Origin of the sequence: Rhodococcus sp. CX (assembly GCF_015865005.1) — a bacterium.
Classification (GTDB): Bacteria; Actinomycetota; Actinomycetes; order Mycobacteriales; family Mycobacteriaceae; genus Rhodococcus.
Window position 1 is genome coordinate 1 of sequence record NZ_JADZGH010000133.1, and the last position, 17,978, is coordinate 17,978.

The window sequence follows — 17,978 nt, forward strand, 5'->3', positions numbered from 1 at the left end:
CGCCGGGTCGGCGGCGGCTGCCCGGCCCGCGGCGACGGCGTCGTCGACGTCGGCGGCGGTGGCCTGGTGCACGACCTGGAGGACCCGGCCGTCGGCGGGATCGACGACGGAGAAGGCCGGTCCGGTGGCGCGGCGCCAGGTGCCGCCGACCGCGATCTCGTCGGGGACGGGAACGAAGTCAAGGGTCGGGGGGTGGGCAGCCGTGGCGGGACGAAGGTCTGCGGTGGTGGTCACTGGGAGATCTCCTCGAGGGTCTTCTCGCGGGTCTCGACCGCGAACAGGCCGACGACGACCGCACCGACGAGTGCGACGGCGCCGAAGGTTCCGAACACGAGCGCGAGGGTTCCGCCGGCGCCCATGATGCCGCCGACGACCAGTGGTCCGACGATGATGCCGAGCCGGCCGGCGGCTCCGCCGATCGCGCAGCCGATGGCACGCATCCGGGTGGGGTACAGCTCGGCGGTGTAGACGTACAGGGCCATGTTGACGGCGAAGACGAACAGGGCCGCACCGGCGGACCACAGCAGGACCGACATCGCCGATCCGGTGCCGGTCGCGGCGAGCAGGAACAGCAGGGCGGCGCACAGCACCATCGACGCGGTGATGCAGATGCGGCGGCCGAGATTGTCGATGAGGAACGCGACGATCAGGCAGCCGATGAGGCCGGCGACGGTCGTGAAGATGCTGTAGTGCAGCGCGGTGTCGACGCCGACGTCGAAGACGGTGCTGTAGAGGGTGGGCAGCCAGGATGCGATGCCGTAGTTGACGAAGTAGGCGCAGCCCCAGATGGCGGCGAGCATGAGCGTGCGACGCAGGTAGATGCCCTGGAACGCCTCACGGAAGCGACCGCGGGTGGTGTCGGCGGCGATCGGGGTGAGGGGTTCGGGCTCGGGCAGCGTCTTTCCGTACCGCTCGGTGATCTCGGTTTCGATCCGGCTCATCGCGGCCTCGGCCTCGTCGTGCATGCCGCGGGAGGCGAGCCATCGCGGGGATTCGGGCAGCTTGAACAGCGCGGGGAGCAGCAGGATCGGGACGGCGCCGAGCGCGAACAGGATTTCGTAGCCGAATCGGGGTACGACCCAGGCGGAGACGATCGCCGAGACGACCAGGCCGATCGGGAAGATCACCTCGTACAGCAGGACGAATCGTCCGCGGTTGTGGGCCTTGGTGATCTCGCCGATGTAGGTGGCCGCGACGGGGACTTCGGCGCCGAGGCCGATGCCCTGCACGAACCGGAACATCAGGAACAGCATCAGGGAGTCGGTGAACGCCATGCCCAGGCTCATCACCGCGTACAGCGCGAGCGATCCGATGATCACGTTCAGCCGGCCGACGCGGTCGGCGAGCCAGCCGCCGCCGAGCGCGCCGACGAGCATGCCGAGGCCGCCGATGGCGATCACCCAGGCGACGGATGCCGGGGTGAGATTCCATTTGGGGATCAGCACGGGAAGGGAGTACGCGATCATCAGCTGGTCGAATCCGTCGAAGAAGGTGACGGCGCCGACGATGACGCGCGCTTTGACGTGCCAGCGGCTCATGGGAGCCGTTCGAGCCTGGCACTGATCGTCTCGGTGGTACTGGACATGTGTGTCGATACCGGTGTCATCGGGGTCCTCGGTCTCGGAAGCCAGATACTTAAGTCCTTAAAGACTTACCGCTAAGATGTAACCTGGCACACTCCCGATCCGTCAACCATTGACTTTCAATCGAGGATGACATATAGGCGACTGCTTCATCGGGGATGTCGCCGAGTGCGTGAAGAAACACGAGAAAGGGGTCCGGGCATCGTCACCGGGACGGCCCACCCGGATCCCCGTCCGCGGCAGCCGACACGATCCGGAGGAATTCGGCAGGCACCGCCGCCCACTCCTCGCGCCAACGCCCCGACTGCTGGTCGTCGCGGAGCGCCCGCAGCAGGCCCACGACATCAACGCCCCCGTCGGGCAGGAAACGGACCATCCCCTGCTCCGCGCACACCGCCGCGGCCTCGGCGAGGCGTACCTTCGCCTCCTCGACCCGACCTCCGGCGATCAGACAGCTCACGAGAAGCCTGATCGCCGCCAACGTGGATCGACGACGCTCGGTTCCGACGAGCATGTCGTACCAGTGCCGCGCCCACGCCAGGGCGCGTTCGGTTGCAGCGCTCGACCCCCGCTTCAGCAACAATCGAATCGCCGAGTCGTCCCGGACCTGGGCGGTGATCTGCGCAATCCCGTCCATCGACGATGCATCGGTGAAGGTCTGCGGAAACGACGCTCCGGCGCCAGGAGAAAGCCCCAGCAGGATACGTTCGTTGTCGACTCGGGCACGGAGTCGGTCCAGTCCCAGCACTTGCGCCGCCCGCGCGCCCGCCTCGAGATGTTCTGCGGCGGCCGCACGGTCCCCACGGTGCGCCTTGACGGCGGCTCCGACCACATAACGTGCGATCATGAAGTCGACCACTCCCCCTTCGGAGCCGAGCTGATAGCTCTCCTCGATCAGGCGTTCGGCCTCGTCGACTTCTCCCTGTGCATAACGCAACTCACCTAGTAGTGCGCCCGCGAGACGGGAGGCGTGAGAGTGCGCACCGCCCACCCGCCGGGCGGACTCCACAGCGTTGACGAAATGGAGTTCGGCCGCGGCCAGGTCGAGTTGTTCGAACGCCGCAATTCCCGCGAACGCGGCCCCGTACATCACCGTGAACGGACCGCTCATGCTCGCGTGATATCGCCGCGCCCAGTTCTGCAGCGGCATGACCGCGGCGTAGTCGAATCGGTAGATCAGGCAGAAGGTCTTGATGTTCGCTGCCGCCGTGACCGCCCACGGACGCACCGCGTCCGAATTCTCGAGGGCCTCCTCGACCAGTGTTTCGACACCGCTCGTGCGGTCGGCATAGATCTCGAGCGCCGCCTCCGCGACCGATGCCTCGACCCGGATGCTGTCGCGTTCGGAAGCGTCCAGGTTTCCCGCGTCGAGGGTGGGACGGATGCGGTCGAATGCGGCGCGGGCCGGACCGACGTGATGGAGCAGGAGATTGGCCCATGCGACTGCGAGTTGGAGGGCGGCACTGCCCGCTACGGCATTCGGCGGTAGTTTGGCTACGAGACCCAGCAGTGTCGACATCTGCGAATGCTCGAGCAGGTACGTTCGGTGCCTCACGACGTACTCGACGGCCTGATTCTCATCGCCCGACGCCAGGGCATGATCGACGGCCTCACTGAGGAAGTGGCGGTCCGCGAACCAGCGGGCTGCTCGCCGGTGGAGGTCGGCGATACGCTCGGGGCTACTGCGCTCGAGGCGCCGGCGAAGGAACTCCGCGAACAGGTGGTGGTAGCGGAACCATTCACCCTCGTCGTCGATCCGCCGAAGGAAAAGGTCACGGCGCTCGACGTCTTCGAGCCATGACTGGCCGTCGGGCACGTCCGCGAGCGCCGAGGCGAGATCCCCGCTGATTCGTCCCGCCACAGAGGTGGCCATCAGGAAATCCAGCAGCGCAGGTTCGAGCGTGTCCAGCACGTTCTCGGCCAGGAACGCACCGATCGCACGATGGCGTCCCGACAGGCTACCGATCATGTGCGCCGGGTCCTCGCAGCCACGCAGGGACAACGACGCGAGTTGGAGCGCCGCAACCCAGCCGTCGGTCGAATCGGTCAGGTCCTCCACCTCACGTTCTCCCAACAACAGCCCGCCCAGGTCGACGAGGAACTCACGCGATTCCGTCGCGTCGAACCGCAGCGCTTGCGCGTCGATCTCGAGCACTTGATCGAGGACCTGCAATCGACTCAGAGGCAATCCAGATCGCGTCCGGCTCGTCACCACGACCTGCAGTTGCGCACAACAGTTTTCGAGCACGAAAGCAACTGCGTCCTGAGTCTCGCGGCTGCTCACTCGATGCCAGTCGTCGAGGACGACCGCCACCTCGGTACCGGCGTCGTCGATCTCGTTGATCAGTGTCGACAGCACATAACGTGTGGCTTGGTCACCGTGCTCCTGGAGCACTTGCCCGAGCGTCTGAGCCAGGCCGGGTCGCACCAGCCGTATCGCGTCGACCAGGTGCGACAGGAACCAGACCACGTTGTTGTCGTCAGGATCGATGGACAGCCACGCGACCGCGGTTCCCTCCGCCGTCAGCACCTCACGCCACTGCGCGGCGAGAGTGGTCTTTCCATACCCTGCCGGAGCATGGATCAGGATCAGTCGCCGCCCCTTTCCCGAACGCAGGACCCCGACGAGTCGACCGCGCTCGACGAGTGGACGGTTCGGGGTCGGCGGCCGGTACTTCGTCGACGGAGCCGGCGGCATCGTTACCGATCCACTCCAGTGCCGAATGGCCTCGGTCCGATCCGGCATGCGCGGCTGTCGATACGGTGCCTCACGGGTAGATCCGTCCTCGGCGGGTTCCGGAACGAACAGGTCGACAGCAGTCAGGGCGTGATCTTCCGCCACGCGCTGCAGATCCCTGCCGAACTCGAGGGCTGTACTCGGGCGCGCGGACGGATCACGCTGCATCGCATGCTCGATCGCGGTGATGACACCCGCCGGAATATCCGTTCCATCCAGGCTGGGACTCAGGTGGTCACTGATACGCACGAACTGGGCCACCAGGTTCTCGCCCTCGCGACGCTCGAACGCCGCGTGGCCGGTCACAGCGCAGAACAATGTCGCGCCGAGGCTGTATACATCCGAAGCCGGGGACGGCGCCTCACCCCCCAGCACCTCCGGCGCGGTATAGGCAGGAGACCCGGTGATGATGCCGGTGGCGGTTTCGAATCCACCCGCAACCCGGGCGATTCCGAAGTCGGCCAGACAGGGCTCGCCGTAGTCGGAGAGCAGGATGTTCGAGGGTTTGACGTCTCGGTGCAGCATGCTCGCGCGGTGCGCCGTCTCGAGTGCACCGGCCATCTTGACGCCGACCGACAGCGCCTCGCGCCAGCCGAGGGGGCCGCGCCGACGAATGCGTGCATCCAGGGATCCGCGCGGGTAGTACTGCATCACGATGTAAGGACGCCCGCTTGCGGTGGTGCCGCAGAAATGAACGTTGACGATGTTCGGATGCCCGGACAGGCGACCCAGCGCCCGTTGTTCACGCAGGAATCGCTCGAGGTTCTCCCGGCTCAGTGCCCCGGTGAGTACCTTGACGGCCACGGTTCGGTCGAGTGTGGGTTGCCGACAGCGCAGCACGACTCCGAATCCACCGCGGCCGATGACCGTCGGCTCCTCGAAGCCTTCCGATTGCAGGTCCGAGGCAAGAAGCGCATCGACGTCGGCGGAGTCGCCGGCGTCATCGGGCGTCTTCATCGACGCGCCCTTCGGATCGACGACTCGCCCTCGCGGAGTGCATCCGCGTGGCGAAGCCGGCCCCACCTTTGTGCATCGTAGATGTGCGCAACCATGACGACCGCCTCTTACGTCGGCACACAGCGCCGGTGCCAACGCCCAGTCTACTTTGCCTCCGCGACCTCGGTAGCGCCGCGCGCCCGCCCCGTCAGCACCGGCCCGCGCTTCCGATGCGCCTGTCCGCAGCAGCCGACGGTACGCGTCCGTGCCCGGTCGGGAACGGGCGGTCTTCCTTTCGTACCGAGTTGGCGCACAGCATGATTCGACGTAGCCGGTCGAAATCTCGATGAAGCTCGGTTCTACCGTAGGACCGACGCACGAGCAGATGGCCGATCCGCGCCAGGTAGTTCTTGCGAGCCGACGTGGTCATGATGGTTGCGAATCCGACAGCGGTCGGTTCTTCTACGGAAGCGCGGGGAACGACTCCGTCGCGACGCCATTGCCGACCGCACGGATAGTTCCCGTCGATCCGACCGGACGGTGCGATCGAGAGCATGGACGAACGTGCGGCTACGAATGTTCGATCGGCGGTAGGAACGGATCGCGTAGCCGGCGACCTGACCGCGCGAGCCACCGCGTTCGAGAGCCGTGAAAACGAACCGGACCGAATGCCGTTATTCCACAACATATTTCATTGTGAACACGGGATTGCTGCGTCTGCGGAAGAGGTGCAGAACCTCATTTCGGAGGCACGATTCGCGGCCACCCCATATCCCCGAAACGTCGGCGAGCTCGTACTGCTTCCGCCTGCGCATCATCTCGTCGGATACACCCTCAACGGCCCAGATGCTCACAGGGCGATGTTGCCAACGGCAATCGAAGTCTTCACCCGCCGTCGACATGGGCAGGGCCGTCGACGCACAGATGTGCTCCGGACGGCCGCTCGTCGATTCGACGCCGAAGCCGGGCGGGTGAAACAAATCTTGCTCGGCACAAGGGGTGGTCGTGATGCCGGCTGCTCGAGTCATCCCTGGGCGTGCGACGACGGGTCCGGCGGACCGCCGGCTCGCAGCCGTGCGACAGTCAGGGCTGCAGACAGCGCGGTGATGCCCGCGAGGGTGAACGGGCTGTGTGGGGAGATCTCGGCGATTCGGTTCAGTCGATTGTTCACCGTGTTCGGATGCACGCTCAGGCGGCGCGCGGTGCGTTGCCGATCGAGGTCGCACTCGAAGTAGGTCTGCAGCGTGGTGCGCAGTTCGTCGTGGCTCAGCACCGGTTTCGCGGCGGCGATCAGGTGGTCTAGACCGGGGCCGGGGCGGCTCAATTGGTGAGCCATGAACACGTCGAAGAGTCGATAGAGGCCGGGACCCCGGCTCAAAGCACGCACCAGATCGAGAATCTCGTCGGCCTGCTGAGCGGCGGTCGTCACCCCACTGATGGCGATGTCCTCCACCACGGCCGCCGTAATCGTGGAACCGGCCGCGGATTCCAGGCCGGCGACGAATCGGCCCAGTCGTTCGGCGCTTCGCGGGTCTTCGCCGGACCGCGGCACGAAAACGTAGCCCCCTCCGCGGTCGAGCAGTGACAGCGTCGCGGGACCTCCTCCGGTACGCAGCAGAGCCAGCATGCGATGCAGACGTCGTCGCTCGGCCACCTCCCGCGCCTCCGCGTCGAGGCCGCTGTCGGCGGAGGACCCGAGGCGTACCGCAAGGACGTCGTAGCTCCCGGCGAGGGTGATGTTCAGGCGTTCCGCGTCCGCCCGCGGATCCTGACCGAGCAGAAGTAGTCGTGCGATCAGGGGAACGGCTCCGGACCGTTCCTCGGTCAGGGTTTCCTGCTCCGCTAGATACGCGGCGACGATCTCCGCGAGGAAGATCTCTTGCAGCCGCATCACCGCGAGCCCGATCCAGGCCAACGCTTTCGATTCGCCCGCGTTCGCGATACACCCGGACTCCTCGAAAAATTCCTGGAAGCCGTGCTGCCAGACATGGAGAAGCAGGGTCAGCGGTACACCTTCGCGGGCCCGTTGAGCCGCACGATCACGAAGCAAGGCCAGGTCCTCCCGGCCGGGATTGGTGCCGGTTCGCAGGCTCGCCAGCACCATCGGAAAGGTGCGTCGTGCGATCGCCGGCATTTCGGCATCGAAGATCTCGGGCGGGAAAAGCGTGGTGGTCACCGCGGTCCGCGTGGTGCGTAGCGATATATCGGCAAGCCGATTCCCCAACTCGCCGAGTATCCGGTCGACTCCCTCCGGGCGCGGTTCGGGGTCAGGGACGTTCTGGAAGTACTTCACCACCCCGATTGTGCTACTGCACACCTGCGTGAGGTCGGAGTTGCGGCAAGACACAGCGGCGTCGACGGTGATCGGCGACACACTTTTTCCATGACGACAATCACACCTCGGACCAGATTCGCTCGCATCCCCATGGTGGGCGCCCAGGGCTATCCGCGCCTGCACTTCGGTACCCGTGAACTGCGCCGCACCGCAGGTGAGCAGCTTTTCGACCAGAGCTACGAACGCCTGACCCTCCGCCCCGTGGGCGTCACGATCGGCGCCCTGGTGGAAGGCGTGGACCTGGGTGAGATCGACGCAGAGACGCATCTCGAGTTGCACCGGGCCCTGCTCGAATGGAAGGTGCTGTTCTTCCGCGATCAGCATCTGACTGGGGCCGAACACATCGCTCTGGCGAACCTTTGGGGTGATATCGAAGCCAACGACTTCTTCCCGAACGGTGAGGCGCAGGAGATCTCCCGGCTGGCCAAGGATGACACCGCGGTAGGGATGGAGAACATCTGGCACAGCGACACCTCCTTCCGGAGTGATCCGTCCATGCTGTCCATTCTGCGAGCCATCGAGGTGCCCGAGATCGGCGGCGAGACGATGTGGGCGGACATGGCGGCCGCGTACGACAACCTGCCCGACGAAGTGCGCGAGCGCATCGACGACCTCACCGCGACGCATACGTTCGTCAAGTCGTGGGGTCTGACGATGACCGATAAGGCAATCGCCGAAATGGAGCGCATTCATCCACGCATCTCACACCCGGTGGTCCGCACCCACCCGGAGACCGGCCGCAAGTTCCTGTACGTCAACGAGCCCTTCACCGAAGTCCTCGACGGCTTGCCCGGAGACGAGGCGGACGCCCTGCTCGACTATCTGCTGTTCCAGGCGCGGGTGCCCGAGTACCAGGTGCGTTTCCGGTGGGAACCCGGCTCGGTCGCGATCTGGGACAACCGCATCACCCAGCACTACGCCGTCAGCGACTACTTCCCGCAGCGCCGGGTTATGGAGCGGGTCACCGTAGTCGGTGACCAGCCGTTCTGATCGCACACGGACACAGGAGAAGACTGAACATGATCGAGTACGACACGCTGTTCGTGGACGGTGCGCAGCAGTCGCCGGTCGGAGCCGACACCATCACGGTGATCGGAGCCGCCACCGGTGAGGTAATCGGTAGGACGCCCGCGGCCGCGGGAGCCGACGTGGACATCGCCGTGGCGGCGGCCCGCCGGAACCTCGCCGACGGAGTCGGCTGGGCGGGCTGGGACTCCCATCGGCGGGCCGATCTGCTGGATCGCATCGCCGACGAGGTGGAGGCCCGCGGCTCCGAAATCGCTGCGCTGGTCGCGCAGCAGAACGGGATGCCGATCACCACCGCGATGGCTGTGGAGGTCGCGATCCCGATCGCGGTGTACCGCTACTACGCCGAATTGGCCCGGAACACCGTGTTTTCCGAGGTGCGGCCAGGCCTGCTCGGCGGCAGCGCCCGCGTCGATCGGCTCCCGGTCGGGGTGATCGGGGCGATCATCCCGTGGAACTACCCGAACCTGCTCACCGCCTTCAAGGTCGCGCCCGCGCTCGCCGCCGGGTGTGCCGTGGTGATCAAACCCAGCCCGGAGACGGTGTTGGACACCTATCTGTTCGCCGATGCCGTACGCGCTGCGGGCGTGCCGCCCGGCGTGATCTCCATCGTGCCCGGCGGCCCCGGGATCGGCCGCTACCTGGTCGGGCACCCCGGTGTCGACAAGGTCACGTTCACCGGATCCACAACGGTAGGCAGAGAGATCGGAGCCCGCTGCGGGGAGCTGCTGCGGCCGGTGACTCTGGAGCTCGGCGGGAAATCAGCCGCAATCCTGCTGGACGATGTCGATCTCGCCGCCAACGCCGAAGGCCTGCTTCAGGCGACACTGCTCAACAACGGGCAGACGTGCGTCGCCGGCACCCGCATCCTGGCTCCGCGCAGTCGGTACGCCGAGGTGGTCGACTTTTTCGCCGACCTCTGCCGCAGCGCGGCGATCGGGGATCCGCTCGATCCCGGCACCGTTTTCGGGCCGATGGTGACCGAGGCACACCGGGCCCGCGTGGAGCGGTATATCGCGCGTGGCGTGGCCGATGGTGCCCGCCTGGTGTCCGGTGGCGGTCGCCCGGAGCACCTGGACCGCGGCTGGTTCGTACTGCCGACGGTTTTCGCCGATGTCGACCCCGCAAGTGTCATCGCCCGGGAGGAGATCTTCGGGCCGGTCCTCAGCGTGCTGCCGTACGACTCGGTGGACGAGGCGATCGCGTTGGCCAACGACAGCGATTACGGCCTCGCCGGCACGGTGTGGACTGCGGATCCGGATTCGGCCCGTCCGGTCGCCGACGCCATCGACTCCGGCACCTTCGGAATCAACTACTTCATGCTCGACCCGGTCGCGCCGTTCGGCGGCACGAAAGCCAGCGGCCTCGGCCGCGAACTCGGCCCCGAGGGCCTCGCGGCCTGCCTGAAGGCGAAGACCACCTACTCGGCAGTCTGACACCCCTCCCGGTCCCGAGTCCCCTTCCCCAGCCCACATCCTCCGCACTGTGCCCGAAGGAGCATCACCGTGTCCCTCACCCTTCATCCGCAGGTAGCTCCGCCAGGCAGTGCCTATTCCACCCGGAGGGCGTGGCTGATCACCGCCATGCTGGCGTTGTTCATGTTGATCAACTGGGGGGACAAGTCCGTTCTCGGACTCACTGCCCACACCCTGATGAAGGATCTGGGTTTGACTCCGTCCCAGTACGGATTGGTCGCCAGCTCGTTCTTCTTCCTGTTCGGGCTCGGAACGGTGCTCGGTGGTTTCCTCGTTGATCGGATCAAGACCAAGCCGATGCTGCTTGCCATGGCCGTGGTCTGGGCGATCGTCCAGTTCCCGGTACTCGGCGGCGCGTCCTTCGGGGTGCTGCTGGTCTCCCGGATTGTGCTCGGGTTGGCGGAGGGGCCGGCGACGCCGGTTGCCCTGCACGCGGTGATGAAGTGGTTTCCGGACGAGCGGCGTGACCTGCCGAACTCCATCGTGCTGGCTGCGACGGGCCTGGGTCTGCTGGTCGCCGCGCCGGTGATGGCGCTCGTCCAGGTCCACTGGGGGTGGCGCTGGTGCTTCGGCGTGCTCGCTATCGCGGGCCTGGTGTGGTCTGTTGTGTGGCTGCTGGTCGGTAGGGAGGGGCCGTACGACAAGCCCGCCGACAACGCGGCAGCCGAGTCGGGGGGTGCCACCGAGACCCACGCGACCGGGGCCGCTTGCGCGGTCACGGGGCGAGTATCGTACTGGCGACTGTTCTCTGCTCCCACCTGGATCTGCTTCGCGCTGGCCGGATTCGGCTGCTATTTCGTGACTGCGGTGCTCACAACCTGGCTTCCGACGTATCTGGAATCGGTGCGCGAGATCAGCACCATCTCCACCGGCAATTGGATCGCGGCCACCGCTGCGACGGGCGCGGTGGCGATGTTCGGCCAAGGTGTGGTGTCGCGGACACTGATTGCCCGCGGTCTACCGACCCGGTGGGCGCGAGCCGGTGTGGCCGGGATCGCGGTGGTGATCGCCGGGCTCTGCATGGTGGGCTTCGTATTCGCCGACGGTACGCTGCAGCTCATCCTGATGCTGCCTGCATTCAACCTGTTCACCGCTACCTTCCCCGCATCCAGCGCGGCCGTCGCCCAGATCACCCCGGTGGGGCAGCGCGGAGCGGTACTGGGCGTGCTGTTTGCGTTCCTCGGCGCCGCGGGGGTCATCGCACCGTTCCTCGCCGGCCGCCTCATCCAGGCCGCACACCAGGCGGCATCGGGCTACCACACCGTTTTCCTGATCGGAGCGGTTCTTCTGATCGTGTCCGGACTTGCCGTGACGTTGCTGGCGAATCCGGACCGGGATGCCATCCATCTCGCGGAGCGAGCTGCCCACTGACCCGGACGATCGACTCGATCCGCCCCTCCATCTCATCTTCCTTCTTCCGGCACTCACGACGCCGAACGACTACGCAGGAGCAGCACCATGACCATGATCACCGGACATCGATCCACTCACGGCGACGACTACCAACTCAACACCAGTACGCTGCTGCGGCATTCGGCACGTACCTACCCGGAACAGGAAATCGTGTACCGGACACCTGACGGGGGTTGGGACAGGTACACCTACGCCGACGCCTACACCGGGGTACAACGCGCTGCGAACGTACTCGAGGCGCTGGGCGTGCAGCCGGGAGAGGTGGTGGGGATCCTGGACTGGAACAGCCGCAGGCATTTCGAGCTGTACTGGGCGATCCCCGGCACCGGAGCAGTGATGCTGCAGATGAACCTTCGGCTCTCACCGGAGGACCTCGGGTACGTGGCCGCGCACAGCGGCGCTTCGGTGGTTCTGGTCGACGAATCGTTGATCGGCGTGGCGGAGGCCATCGCACCGCACGCCCCCGGCGTCCGCCGGTGGGTGATCATGGCCGATCGCCCGGTCACCGAGATCGAGACCACGTTGCCGGCTGTGGCCGATTACGAGCAATCGGTGAGACAGGTGCCCTCGGAATACCACTGGCCGGTGATCGACGAACGGTCCGCATACAGCGCCTGCTACACCACCGGAACCACCGGGCGACCGATGGGCGTCTACTATTCGCACCGCGGCATCTGCCTGCACACCATGGCGCAGGCCGCGAACCTGCTGATGTCCGCTGAGGACACCGTCATGATGATCACCCCGATGTTCCACGCACAGAGCTGGGGTCTACCGCAGTCGGCGGTGTACACCGCGGCCCGCATCGTTCTGCCCGGGGCGTACACCGCCGCGGATATCGGAGTGCTGGTGGACGCAATGATCGCCGAGACAGTGACAGTGGCGAACGGCGCACCGGCGATATTCGGGCCCATGCTGGAGTACATCCGCACCCTGGACATCAAGCCCGACCTGAGCCGGACTCGGCTGCTGTCCGGATCCACCGAGCCGCCACTCGCGCTCATGCGTGGCTTCCACGACGAGGTGGGCGCGGACGTGATCCATGCCTACGGCGCCACCGAGACCACCCCGACCACCTTTGTCAACCGCGGCGTGAAGTTTTCCCTCGGTGGCCTTTCCGAGGATGAGAAGTGGGACCTCAAACGCTGCCAAGGTCTTCCGGTGAACGGAGTCGATGTGCGGATCGTCGACGGTCAGGGGCACGAACTTCCGCACGACGGCGTCAGTATCGGCGAGGTATGGCTGCGAGGACCGTGGATCACCACGAGCTACTTCGGACGTGAGCCGGATCCCGATCAGTTTGTGGACGGCTATTGGCGCAGTGGTGATCTCGGCACGGTCACACCGACCGGCCATCTCAAACTCACCGACCGGCTCAAGGACGTGGTGAAGAGCGGCGGCGAGTGGATCTCGTCCATCGACATGGAGAACCTGATCATGATGCACCCGCGAGTCACCGAGGCCGCGGTAGTGGCGGTTCCGCATCAGAAGTGGCAGGAGCGACCGCTGGTGCTGGTCGTTACGGCTGACGGAGAGGACTTGCCCCTGCGGGAGGTACAGGAATTGCTCGGCACGCGGTTCGCGAAGTGGCAGTTGCCCGATACCGTCCTCGTGCGGTCCGACCTTCCTCGCACCAGTGTCGGCAAGCTGGACAAGAAGTCTCTCCGCGTCGAGTACCGCGACATCTATTCGGCCACTCAGCCGGCGTGAATGCAGGGCGCCGGCGCCATAGGCCTTGTCGCGTCACAAGATTCCGACCGCCGCTTCCGCACCCGAAGAGAGATCCGAATCGTGGTATCGACCCACGCACTGGAACCATCACCCACCCTGGAGTTGCCGACGTTTTCCCCTACCTTCCACAAGCGATCCAGCCCGCGATCGCGCGATAGCAGGATCGGAAGCATCCGAGTCCGATCACAGTGCGGCGACGAGATCAGGAAGGAGATCGAACACCTTGTCCCCCAGCCGATCCGGTGCCACCGTCGCGGAATCCTCGGCATCGCTCTCTCCGGCAACGAGCGCATCACGTTCGACGACGTACTCGAGCAACGCGGAGAGGAACACCCCGTCGAGCATCGCGTAGGCAGTATTCCGGTCGTATCGCAATGCCGCACCGGACAATTCGGCGTAACGGGTCAGGACACGATCGATCATGTCGCACAATCCCCCGTCGATCGCCGCGACGTCCTCGCGCAGCGCCGGATCGAACATCGACTGGTTGCGCAGGTCGTACCAGAGCCGGTGCATCGGCGCCTCCGTGCGCAGGGTCTCGACGAGCTTGTCGGCGAAACCGCGGCGCAGTTCCTCCGCGGTCCGCGCGGTGGCGACGACCTCGTCGTATCGGGTCATGCACCGCGCCTTGTAGTAGCGGACGCAGTGCAGGATCAGGTCGGTCTTGTCCTTGAAGTAGTAGTGCACGACACCGTGCGAGAACGGCGAATTCTGCGCGATCTCCCGCAGGGAGGTGCGCGCGTAGCCGAGTTCGCCGAGTGTCGCCAGGGCCGATTCGGCCAGCTGCACACGGCGTTCGTCGTACTTGTCCTGCCGACTGCGAATCGACCGACCGGCAGGCGTCGCCAGGGGGTTCATTGCTCGCCAGTCTAGTTGACAGCCAATGAACTTGACAGTCGACAAGAATTCTCGGGCCATTCGTCCGAATCCTTCTTGACAGTCGTCAAGCATTCGGCCACGATGTGATGTACGCCACAATCACGGGCTGCCAGCCGCAGCGAGCCGGTCCACGCACCGGCCCATCTCCCCCTGCTCCGTCCGTACGACCCGCAGACCACACAGGAGATCTCCATGAGCGTGTTCGACCTGACCGGGCGCCGTGCCCTGGTCACAGGCGGGGCCCAGGGCCTCGGCGAAGGAATGGCCAAGGCACTAGCGGCGGCCGGTGCGAGCGTCGTCGTCGCCGACATCCAGGACAGCGGCGCGGACGTCGCCGCAGCCCTGCCCTCCGACGGCGGCCGCAAGCACGGATTCGTCCATCTCGATGTGACCCGGGAAAACGACTGGGAACGAGCGATCTCGGAGACCGCCCAGATCGCCGGGGGCCTCGACGTGCTGGTGAACAACGCCGGCATCGAGATCACGAGCCTGGTCACCGATGTCGAGGTCGATGCCGTCCGGCGCATGCTCGACATCAACATCCTCGGCACCACCCTCGGCCTCAAGCACGGATTGCGGGCGATGCGACCCGGCGGCGCCGCGGGCAACGGCGGCTGCATCGTCAACGTCGCCTCGGTCGCCGCGACGATCGCGTTTCCGGGCATCGCGGTCTACTCGGCCACCAAGTCCGCCGTCGACCGGCTGACCCGCGTTGCCGCGATGGAGAGCGGCAAACTCGGCTACGGCGTCCGCGTCAACTGCATCTATCCCGGTCTCGTCCCCACCGCGATGGGCGCCGGACTCGCGAACGACATGGCCGCCATCGGGCTCTTCGGCTCGGCCGAGGAGGCGGTCGCGGCCGTCGTGGACCTGACCCCGTCCGGGCGTCTGGGCACCGTCGAGGACATCGCGGACACCGTGGTGTTCCTCGCCTCGGACGCAGCACGATTCGTCAACGGTGTCGGCCTCCCGGTCGACGGCGGCATGGGAATGTGAGGAGCGGACCCATGAGCACACCGAACCCGGCACACGCCGCCCGCCGCGTCGTCGTCTACGGCGCCTCCGGATACACCGGCCGCCTCGTCTGCGAGTTCCTGCGCCAGTTCCGCATTCCGTTCGTCGCGGCCGGCCGCGACAAGGCGAAGGTCGACGACTCGATGCGCACGCACGTGCCCGGCATCGAGACCGCCGACTTCGAGGTGGTGCAGGTCGAGCACACCGTCGAGGCGTTGACCTCGCTGTTCGAGGATGCCGACGTCGTCCTCAACACCGTCGGGCCGTTCTCCGATCTCGGCCCCGAGGTGGTGCAGGCCTGCCTGGCCGCGGGCACGCACTACACCGACACCACGGGCGAGCAGGACTGGCTCATCACCTGCGACGAACAGTACGGCGCGAAATTCGCCGACGCCGGCCTGCTCCTCGCCCCCGGGATCGCGCAGATGTACACCACCGGTGAGATCGCGGCCCAATTGTGTCTGGAGACACCGGGTCTCGACACCCTCGACATCGCCGTGTTCTGGGGTGGCAGCCCGACCATCGCCTCGACCCGCACGATCCTGGTCAACGCCGCGACGTCCGCGGCGCATTACCTCGAGCAGAACGAGTACGTCCCGTTCGATCCCGGACAGGGACTCGTCCCCCTCGTCGTGCCCGGTCAGCACGAACTCGCGCAGTCGCTGCCGTGGGGTGGCACGTCGCACCCGGTCTGGTTCCGCCGCGACCCGCGCGTCGCGAACGTCAAGGCGCAGGGCGGCGTGTTCAATGCGGCTCTGATGCACGGGGTTCCGCAGATCGTCGCGCAGGCGCTCGAGGCGACCAAGGACATGACGCCCGAGGACCGGGACGCCGCGCTGACCGCCACGGCCCGGCAGGTCATGAACGTCATGCCGCCGCGCGAGAATCCCCGCGTCAACAAGTCACTCGACTCGGTGCACGCGTCGGGCCCGCTGGGCCGCGCGCACTGCGTGATCCACGGCAACAGCAACTACCAGCAGACCGGTCTGCTCCAGGCGTTCGCGGCCCATTGGCTGCTCCAGCAGCCCCCGAAGCGGGTCGGATTCGCCAGCGGGTGCCAGGCATTCGGCCATCACGAACTGCTCGGAATCCTACGGAGTTTCGGACTGGTCTCGAAACCTGTTCTGACCGTTCAGGATTGACGATGCGGATCGTCGACTACCTCGACAAGGGCGCGTCCGTCGGACCGGACCGGCCGTGCTTCACGACCGACGGCGACACGTGGACGTACGCGACGGTGCAAACCCTCGCGAACGACGTGGCCTGTGCGCTCGTGACGCACGGTGTGCGCAGCGGCAGCAAGGTCGCCGTGCTGTCCGGCAACGATCCGCTCGCGTTCGCGTGCGTGTTCGGCATCAGCCGAGCCGGCGCGGTGTGGTGCCCGATCAACCCGCGCAACGAGGCCGCCGAGAACCGGGAGATCCTCGACCGCTTCGACTGCGAGGTGCTGCTGTACGCGTCGGCGTACCGCGACCTCGTGGACCGCATCCGCCCGGATCTGCCGGCGATCCACACCTGGGTGCAACTCGACGGCGACCCCGGTCCCGACGCGCTGAGCTGGGAATCGTTCCGCGCCGACGCGCTCGAGGGCGCCGTCCAGGATGCCGCGCCGCCGGACGACCTCGCGATGATCGTCGGCACCGGCGGCACGACGGGGCGCCCCAAGGGAGTGCAACTGACCGGCACCAATCTCGAGACGATGACGGCGCTCACGCTCATGAGCTATCCGTTCCCGTCCCGCGGGGACCGTCCGGTGTATCTCGCGCTGGCGCCGCTCACCCACGCCGCCGGCGTGCTGTGTTTCCCGGTGCTCGCGTCCGGCGGCGAGATCGTCATCATGCGCACCCCCGACGTCGGGCAGTTCCTGCGGCTGATTCCCGAGCACCGGGTCACACACACATTCCTGCCGCCGACCTTGATCTACATGGTCCTTTCGCATCCGGACCTGGACGCCACGGACCTGTCGAGCCTGATGTGCTTCTGGTACGGCGCGGCCCCGATGAGCCCGACCCGGCTCGCCGAGGCTTTGGACCGGATCGGGCCGATGGCACAGTTGTTCGGGCAGACCGAGGCGCCGATGATGATCTCGGTGCTGCCGCCGGACGAACACCGCCGACCCGACGGGTCGATCGCCACCGAGGTCCTCAGCTCAGCCGGACGGCCGACTCCCCTCGTGACCGTCGCGGTCATGGACAAGGACGGGACGTTGCTCCCGACCGGGGAACGCGGGGAGATCGTCATCCGCTCGTCGCTCGTGATGTCCGGCTACTACAAGAATCCCGAGGCCACCGCGGAGGCGAGCCGGTTCGGGTGGCACCACACCGGCGACATCGGCTATCTCGACGAGTCGGGGCTGCTGTTCATCGTCGACCGCGCGAAGGACATGATCATCACCGGCGGATTCAACGTGTACTCCACGGAGGTCGAGCAGGCGATCCTCGCGCACGACGCGGTCCAGGACTGCGCGGTCATCGGCCTGCCGGACGACAAGTGGGGCGAACGCGTCGTCGCGGTGGTCCAGCCGCAGCCCGGACGCAGCGTCGACCCGGCCGAGCTCACCGCGTTCGTCAAGGAACGCATCGGATCGGTGAAGGCCCCCAAGCAGATCGAGGTGTGGCCGGATCTGCCGCGCTCGAAGGTCGGCAAGGTCCTCAAGACCGACATCAAGGCCGCGTTCGGCTGATCGCCCGCGGCGTGGCGCACAGGCACTTCGAGCATCCGGCAGACGTGAGCGGCGTGGCGCGCGCGTCGCGGCGGGTGTGATGCGGCACAGGGCCATAGCATTCGCATGGATCACACATGCACATGCCCCCGGTGCTGAGAAGGAGCCACCCACCCGTGACCACAAC

10 protein-coding genes and 2 pseudogenes are annotated in these 17,978 nt (G+C 66.5%); 7 read left to right on the plus strand and 5 right to left on the minus strand.

Features of this window, described 5'->3' with window-relative positions; genetic code table 11:
• The 4 genes and pseudogenes from I0Q12_RS14380 to I0Q12_RS34875 form a co-directional block, all read right to left on the minus strand.
• Nucleotides 1-234: pseudogene (locus I0Q12_RS14380) on the minus strand (hypothetical protein); the annotation flags it as partial.
• A pseudogene (locus I0Q12_RS14385) lies at nucleotides 231-1,606 on the minus strand (MFS transporter). The pseudogenes I0Q12_RS14385 and I0Q12_RS14380, both read right to left, overlap by 4 nt.
• Nucleotides 1,607-1,788: 182 nt before the next feature.
• Nucleotides 1,789-5,277, minus strand: a complete 3,489-nt coding sequence (locus I0Q12_RS14390) for a serine/threonine-protein kinase (RefSeq protein ID WP_197252560.1) — start codon at nucleotides 5,275-5,277, stop codon at nucleotides 1,789-1,791.
• 1,003 nt (nucleotides 5,278-6,280) lie between these two features.
• On the minus strand, nucleotides 6,281-7,390 hold the full coding sequence (locus I0Q12_RS34875) for a helix-turn-helix domain-containing protein (RefSeq protein WP_307846238.1): 1,110 nt from the start codon (nucleotides 7,388-7,390) through the stop codon (nucleotides 6,281-6,283).
• 291 nt (nucleotides 7,391-7,681) lie between these two features.
• Here I0Q12_RS34875 and I0Q12_RS14400 point away from each other — a divergent pair, with 291 nt between their 5' ends.
• The 4 genes from I0Q12_RS14400 to I0Q12_RS14415 all read left to right on the plus strand — a co-directional run bounded on the left by I0Q12_RS14400 (nucleotide 7,682) and on the right by I0Q12_RS14415 (nucleotide 13,215).
• Complete coding sequence (locus tag I0Q12_RS14400) at nucleotides 7,682-8,581, plus strand: TauD/TfdA family dioxygenase (protein ID WP_197252569.1); 900 nt, start codon at nucleotides 7,682-7,684, stop codon at nucleotides 8,579-8,581.
• A 29-nt stretch (nucleotides 8,582-8,610) separates the two neighbouring features.
• A complete protein-coding gene (locus I0Q12_RS14405; protein WP_197252562.1) occupies nucleotides 8,611-10,053 on the plus strand; it encodes an aldehyde dehydrogenase in 1,443 nt (480 codons plus the stop codon).
• 69 nt (nucleotides 10,054-10,122) lie between these two features.
• On the plus strand, nucleotides 10,123-11,463 hold the full coding sequence (locus I0Q12_RS14410) for an MFS transporter (RefSeq protein ID WP_197252563.1): 1,341 nt from the start codon (nucleotides 10,123-10,125) through the stop codon (nucleotides 11,461-11,463).
• An 87-nt stretch (nucleotides 11,464-11,550) separates the two neighbouring features.
• Nucleotides 11,551-13,215 carry a long-chain-fatty-acid--CoA ligase gene (locus I0Q12_RS14415; protein WP_197252564.1) on the plus strand — a complete coding sequence of 555 codons (1,665 nt, stop codon included), beginning with the start codon at nucleotides 11,551-11,553 and terminating at the stop codon, nucleotides 13,213-13,215.
• Between the two features lie 204 nt (nucleotides 13,216-13,419).
• On the opposite strand, the gene I0Q12_RS14420 is transcribed toward I0Q12_RS14415, so the two are convergent.
• The gene (locus tag I0Q12_RS14420) at nucleotides 13,420-14,094 is read right to left on the minus strand and encodes a TetR/AcrR family transcriptional regulator (protein WP_197252565.1); all 675 of its coding nucleotides are present in this window, start codon (nucleotides 14,092-14,094) and stop codon (nucleotides 13,420-13,422) included.
• Between the two features lie 213 nt (nucleotides 14,095-14,307).
• Between I0Q12_RS14420 and I0Q12_RS14425 the strand changes: the two genes are divergently transcribed.
• Genes I0Q12_RS14425 through I0Q12_RS14435 form a run of 3 tightly spaced genes read left to right on the plus strand, consistent with a single transcriptional unit; the run spans nucleotide 14,308 to nucleotide 17,812 of the window.
• A complete protein-coding gene (locus I0Q12_RS14425) occupies nucleotides 14,308-15,111 on the plus strand; it encodes an SDR family NAD(P)-dependent oxidoreductase (RefSeq protein ID WP_197252566.1) in 804 nt (267 codons plus the stop codon).
• A gap of 11 nt (nucleotides 15,112-15,122) precedes the next feature.
• On the plus strand, nucleotides 15,123-16,271 hold the full coding sequence (locus I0Q12_RS14430) for a DUF5938 domain-containing protein (RefSeq protein ID WP_197252567.1): 1,149 nt from the start codon (nucleotides 15,123-15,125) through the stop codon (nucleotides 16,269-16,271).
• Between the two features lie 2 nt (nucleotides 16,272-16,273).
• The gene (locus I0Q12_RS14435; protein WP_197252568.1) at nucleotides 16,274-17,812 is read left to right on the plus strand and encodes a long-chain fatty acid--CoA ligase; all 1,539 of its coding nucleotides are present in this window, start codon (nucleotides 16,274-16,276) and stop codon (nucleotides 17,810-17,812) included.
• Nucleotides 17,813-17,978 lie beyond the last annotated feature (166 nt).

What these genes read in the sequence shown, in the direction of transcription:
- I0Q12_RS14420 (WP_197252565.1), bottom strand. Translation starts at nt 14,094, where the DNA reads ATGAACCCCCTGGCGACGCCTGCCGGTCGGTCGATTCGCAGTCGGCAG.
- I0Q12_RS14430 (WP_197252567.1), top strand. Translation starts at nt 15,123, where the DNA reads ATGAGCACACCGAACCCGGCACACGCCGCCCGCCGCGTCGTCGTCTAC.
- I0Q12_RS14415 (WP_197252564.1), top strand. Translation starts at nt 11,551, where the DNA reads ATGACCATGATCACCGGACATCGATCCACTCACGGCGACGACTACCAA.
- I0Q12_RS14435 (WP_197252568.1), top strand. Translation starts at nt 16,274, where the DNA reads ATGCGGATCGTCGACTACCTCGACAAGGGCGCGTCCGTCGGACCGGAC.
- I0Q12_RS14425 (WP_197252566.1), top strand. Translation starts at nt 14,308, where the DNA reads ATGAGCGTGTTCGACCTGACCGGGCGCCGTGCCCTGGTCACAGGCGGG.
- I0Q12_RS14390 (WP_197252560.1), bottom strand. Translation starts at nt 5,277, where the DNA reads ATGAAGACGCCCGATGACGCCGGCGACTCCGCCGACGTCGATGCGCTT.
- I0Q12_RS34875 (WP_307846238.1), bottom strand. Translation starts at nt 7,390, where the DNA reads ATGCCGGCGATCGCACGACGCACCTTTCCGATGGTGCTGGCGAGCCTG.
- I0Q12_RS14400 (WP_197252569.1), top strand. Translation starts at nt 7,682, where the DNA reads ATGGTGGGCGCCCAGGGCTATCCGCGCCTGCACTTCGGTACCCGTGAA.
- I0Q12_RS14405 (WP_197252562.1), top strand. Translation starts at nt 8,611, where the DNA reads ATGATCGAGTACGACACGCTGTTCGTGGACGGTGCGCAGCAGTCGCCG.